Raw genomic sequence first — 4,104 nt, 5'->3', positions numbered from 1 at the left:
CCCCACGCCGGAGACGCCGCATGAACGCCTGGCTGCGCCAACACCGCTATGCGCTCATGGTGACGATACGCCGGCTGCTCAAGCAGCCCTTCTCGTCGCTGGCCAACCTGCTCGTCATGGCCCTGGCGCTGGCCCTGCCGCTGCTGGGCACCGCCATCCTGGTGTCGGTGCAGCCGGTGGCCCGCCAGGTGTCAGTCACCCCCGAACTCACGGTTTTCATGCGGGTGGATGCCCCCGCCAGCGCCACCGCCGAAGTGGCCCGGCGCATCCAGAGCGACGACGCGGCGACATCAAGGCGGTGCGCGTGGTGGGCCGCGACGACGCCCTGGCCGACTGCGCGCCATCCCGCCTGGCAGCAGCGCTGGCCGTGCTGCCGGGCAACCCCCTGCCCGACGCGGTCGTGGTCACCCTGGCCGACGGCGACGACCTGTCCGGCCGGGCCGACAAGCTCGCCCGCGCCTGGAACAATGGGACCAGGTCGACCTGGTGCAGCTCGACAGCGCCTGGGTGCAGCGCCTGGAAGCCATCTTGCGCTTCGCCCGCATCGGCCTGGCCTTCCTGGCGGCGGCGGTGGCGGTGGTGGTGCTGGCCACGGTGTTCAACACGGTGCGCATGCAGGCCATGCTCCAGCGCGAGGAAATCGCGGTGGCGCGGCTGGTGGGCGCCACCGAGTCCTTCGTGCGCCGGCCCTTTCTCTACCTGGGCGGCCTGTCCGGCGCCCTGGCCTCGCTGCTGGGCATCGGCCTGGCGGCGATCTGCCTCGCGCCCCTGAACGACGCCCTGCTCGGCCTGGCCCGCAGCTACGGCGCCGAGTTCGCCCTGCACCTGCCCTCGCCCGCAATCCTGGCGCTGGCCGTGCTCGCCTCGGCGGCGCTCGGCGCGCTGTCCGCGCGCTGGTCGGTCACGCGCAACACGCGGTTCTAGGAAACCGCCCGCCGGCGCCGCCCCTTGCCCGCAGGGGCGCGTCGGCCAAACCGCCTGACTGGCCCCGCTTCCTCCCCGTGATCGGGAAAAAGAAACCGCGCAGGTGCGGCTAGGATGACCAGGCCATGCGCGGCCCCCGGCCGCGCCCGTTTCCGCTCCGGAGATGAGGGAAATCAGGGACACACATCGCCGTTACATAGCCGTTCTTGTGTCTGGCCCAGGATATGTAAGAATAAAGCGATAATTTTCTACATATTTTGAAACTTTTCTTCTTGCAGGCCGTGCCTTTTCGTGTCTAAACCGCTGTTCTTATCCTTCCTCCCGAGCCATGGTTTCCCGTCTTGATGCCCGCGCAACGCGCCATTACTTCGACAGCGCGTTCCAGTGCCAGGCGGTGAAAGTGCTGCCCAACGAGTTCTACGTCACCGACGAAGACATCATGATCTCGACGGTGCTGGGCTCTTGCGTGGCCGCCTGTGTCCATGACCCGGTCAACGGCGTGGGCGGCATGAATCACTTCATGTTGCCGGAAGGCGACATGCAATCGCCGGCGTCGGCCACCATGCGCTACGGGGCTTTCGCCATGGAAGTGCTCATCAACGAGCTGCTCAAGGCCGGCGCCGTGCGCGACCGCCTCGAAGCCAAGGTGTTCGGCGGCGGCGCGGTGCTCAGCGCCATGCAACAGATGAACATCGGCGAGCGCAATGCCCAGTTCGTGCTGAGCTACCTCAAGACGGAAGGCATCCCGGTGCGCGCGCAGGATCTCGGCGACGTGCATGCGCGCCGCATCAATTATTTCCCGCGCACCGGCCGCGTCATGGTGCGCAAGATGGCGCCGCACCACCAGCGCGCCGAAGAAATCATCGCCAAGCGCGAAGTGGCCGCGGCGCAGAGCGTGCAGGCCAAGACCCAGAGCCCGCCCCGCGTGGAGCGCTTCACGCGTCCGGGCGTGGAGCGCTTCGACCGCCCGGGCGTGGAACGCCTTGCCCCGGGGCGGCAGCCGGCGCCGCGCCCCGGCGTCGAGCGTTTCGACACCGGCCTCACCCGCCGCAAGACCGAGGCCGCCAGCAGCTAGGGCCGCGCCTCCTTATCTACCTTATCCATTTATGCCGCGCGGATGCCGCCCAGCTTCACCACCGTGGCGCTGAAGCCTTCCAGCAGCTTTTCGCGGCGCCGGGCCGCGCGCGCCATGGCGGCTTCCTTCACGGGACCGTAGCCGCGGATTTCCTCGGGCAGGCTGGCCAGCTCGACGGCGCGGTCCAGGTTGCCGCGGTTGAGCTTGCCCAGGATCGCCGCCATGGTTTCGCCGTACTCCCGCATGAGCGCGCGCTCGGCCTTGCGCTCGGCGGCGTAGCCGAAGGGGTCGAATCGCGTGCCGCGCAGAAAGCGCAGGCGCGCCAGCATGCGGAACACGCGCAGCATCCCGTGCCCGTAGGCATGCTTCCGGGGCCGGCCGTCGGGCCCCGGCCGCGCCAGCAGCGGCGGCGCCAGGTAGAAGCGCAGCTTCCAGTCCCCCTCGAACTGTTCGTTGACGCGGGCAAGGAATTCGCCGTCGCTGTAGAGCCTGGCCACCTCGTATTCGTCCTTGTAGGCCATGAGCTTGAAGTAATTGCGCGCCACCGCGATCGCCAGCCGGTCGGTGCCGGTGGCCTCCCGCTCGGCGGCGGCCACCTTGCGCACCAGGGCCTCGTACTTCGCGGCATAGGCCGCGTTCTGGTATTGGGCCAGGTACGCCTTGCGCACGGCGACCAGCCGCTCCAGCTCGGCGGGCGGCTTCTTCAGTTCCAGCACCGGCTTGTGCGCGCGCGGACGGCTGATCTCGACGACCCCGTCGGGCAGCCCGGAAGCCGGCTCATGCGGTCCAGCTCGCGCAGCAGGCCGGCCAGGTCGTGCGCCGCGCGGCGGCCCCAGCCGAATGCCGCGAGGTTGCGCTCGACCTGCTGGCCGTTGAGCTCGATGGCGCGGCGCAGCGCCTGCGCGGACAGCGGCAGCCAGCCCTTCTGCCAGGCATAGCCCAGCATCAGCGGATTGGCGTAAATGGCGTCTCCCAGCAGACGCAGCGCCAGGCCCGAGGCGTCCACCAGCGCCAGGCGGTCCGGGCCGCAGGCCGCCCGCCACCGGCAGGCCTGGCACCGGCAGCTTCCCGGGCGAAACCGTCAGCGTCACGTCGGGCACCACCGCCGCGTCGGCCAGGTCGGCCAGCCCTTCGCTGTCGATGGTCAGCCCCAGCGTGAACCCGCCCAGCGCGAACCGCACCGTCTTGCCGGCGTGCCGGACCAGGCGCTCGCGCGCCCAGGCTTCGCGCCGCAACAGGGCGTTGAGCGCATTGACGGCCAGCCGCGAGGGAGTGGGCAGAAACGAAAAAGGCAGCATGATACGCAGGGACACCCGAAGACGGGTCCGCCGGACGGAGTTGATGACTAAACCGGGAGTGTACCGGGTCGCCGGCGTTTTCGACCGGGCATGCGAAAACCGGCCCTTGCGGGCCGGTTCATGGGTTCGGCAAACCGGCCGGCGGGCGGGCCCGCCGGCGCGGGCCGCCGCGTCAGCTCGCGTATTCGACCGGAATCTGCTGGATGCCGGCCAGCAGCCAGCCGCCGTTGGACGGCTTGAACAGGTTCCAGACTTCTTCGAAGCGGAAGGCCTCGGCGCCCGGGGTTTCGCGCAGCATGCCGGAGAAGCGCACGCTGGCGAGATGGCCGTCGGACACGGTTTCGATACCCAGCAGCTCCGCGTTGAGCAGCACCACTTCGGTCTTGTTGGCGGCGCTGCCGCGCTCGGCCAGCTGGGGCATGAGTTCGGCGATGAGATCGTCGGTGAGGAATTCGCGCAGGCGGTCGGTGTCGCCGCTGTCCCAGACGGCCTGGATGCGGACGAACTGCTCCTTGGCCTGCTTCAGGAAGCCGACGGTGTCGAAGTCGCCGGGAATGAACCAGTTGCCGTCCTCGCCGGCCTTGGGCAGCGCCGCGGCCGGGGCGGCGGCCGCGACAGAGGCGCCGGGACCGCCGCCGGCGCAGCCGGGGCAGCCGGTTTCAGGCTTTCGCGCCACAGGGACTGCTGGCCCTGCCTGGCCGGCGCCCTGGCCGTACGCGCCCTGGGCGGCAGGCCGCGGGCCGCGCCGCGCAGGCGGCGCACGATGAACATGATGGCGAGACGACCAGCGCGATCAGCAGCGCGGAA

At 69.9% G+C, this 4,104-nt stretch carries 2 protein-coding genes and 3 pseudogenes; 2 read left to right on the top strand and 3 right to left on the bottom strand.

What is annotated here, in order from left to right; genetic code table 11:
• The first annotated feature begins 20 nt into the window (after positions 1–20).
• Both AD428_RS23645 and cheD read left to right on the top strand, forming a co-directional pair.
• Positions 21–924: pseudogene (locus AD428_RS23645) on the top strand (cell division protein FtsX).
• Between the two features lie 328 nt (positions 925–1,252).
• A complete protein-coding gene (cheD, locus tag AD428_RS23640; RefSeq protein ID WP_053246779.1) occupies positions 1,253–1,999 on the top strand; it encodes a chemoreceptor glutamine deamidase CheD in 747 nt (248 codons plus the stop codon).
• Between the two features lie 29 nt (positions 2,000–2,028).
• Here cheD and AD428_RS23635 read toward each other — a convergent pair.
• From AD428_RS23635 to AD428_RS23625, 3 genes and pseudogenes are all read right to left on the bottom strand, one after another.
• A pseudogene (locus AD428_RS23635) lies at positions 2,029–3,032 on the bottom strand (DUF6537 domain-containing protein); the annotation flags it as partial.
• Positions 3,033–3,120: 88 nt separating this feature from the next.
• Positions 3,121–3,297: pseudogene (locus tag AD428_RS29980) on the bottom strand (hypothetical protein); the annotation flags it as partial.
• Positions 3,298–3,469: 172 nt separating this feature from the next.
• Positions 3,470–3,973: a Tim44 domain-containing protein gene (locus AD428_RS23625; RefSeq protein WP_235491102.1), complete on the bottom strand. Its 504-nt coding sequence runs from the start codon at positions 3,971–3,973 to the stop codon at positions 3,470–3,472.
• Positions 3,974–4,104 lie beyond the last annotated feature (131 nt).

The organism is Achromobacter sp. DMS1, from assembly GCF_001270295.1.
This window is presented reverse-complemented; position numbering and strand designations above follow the sequence as displayed.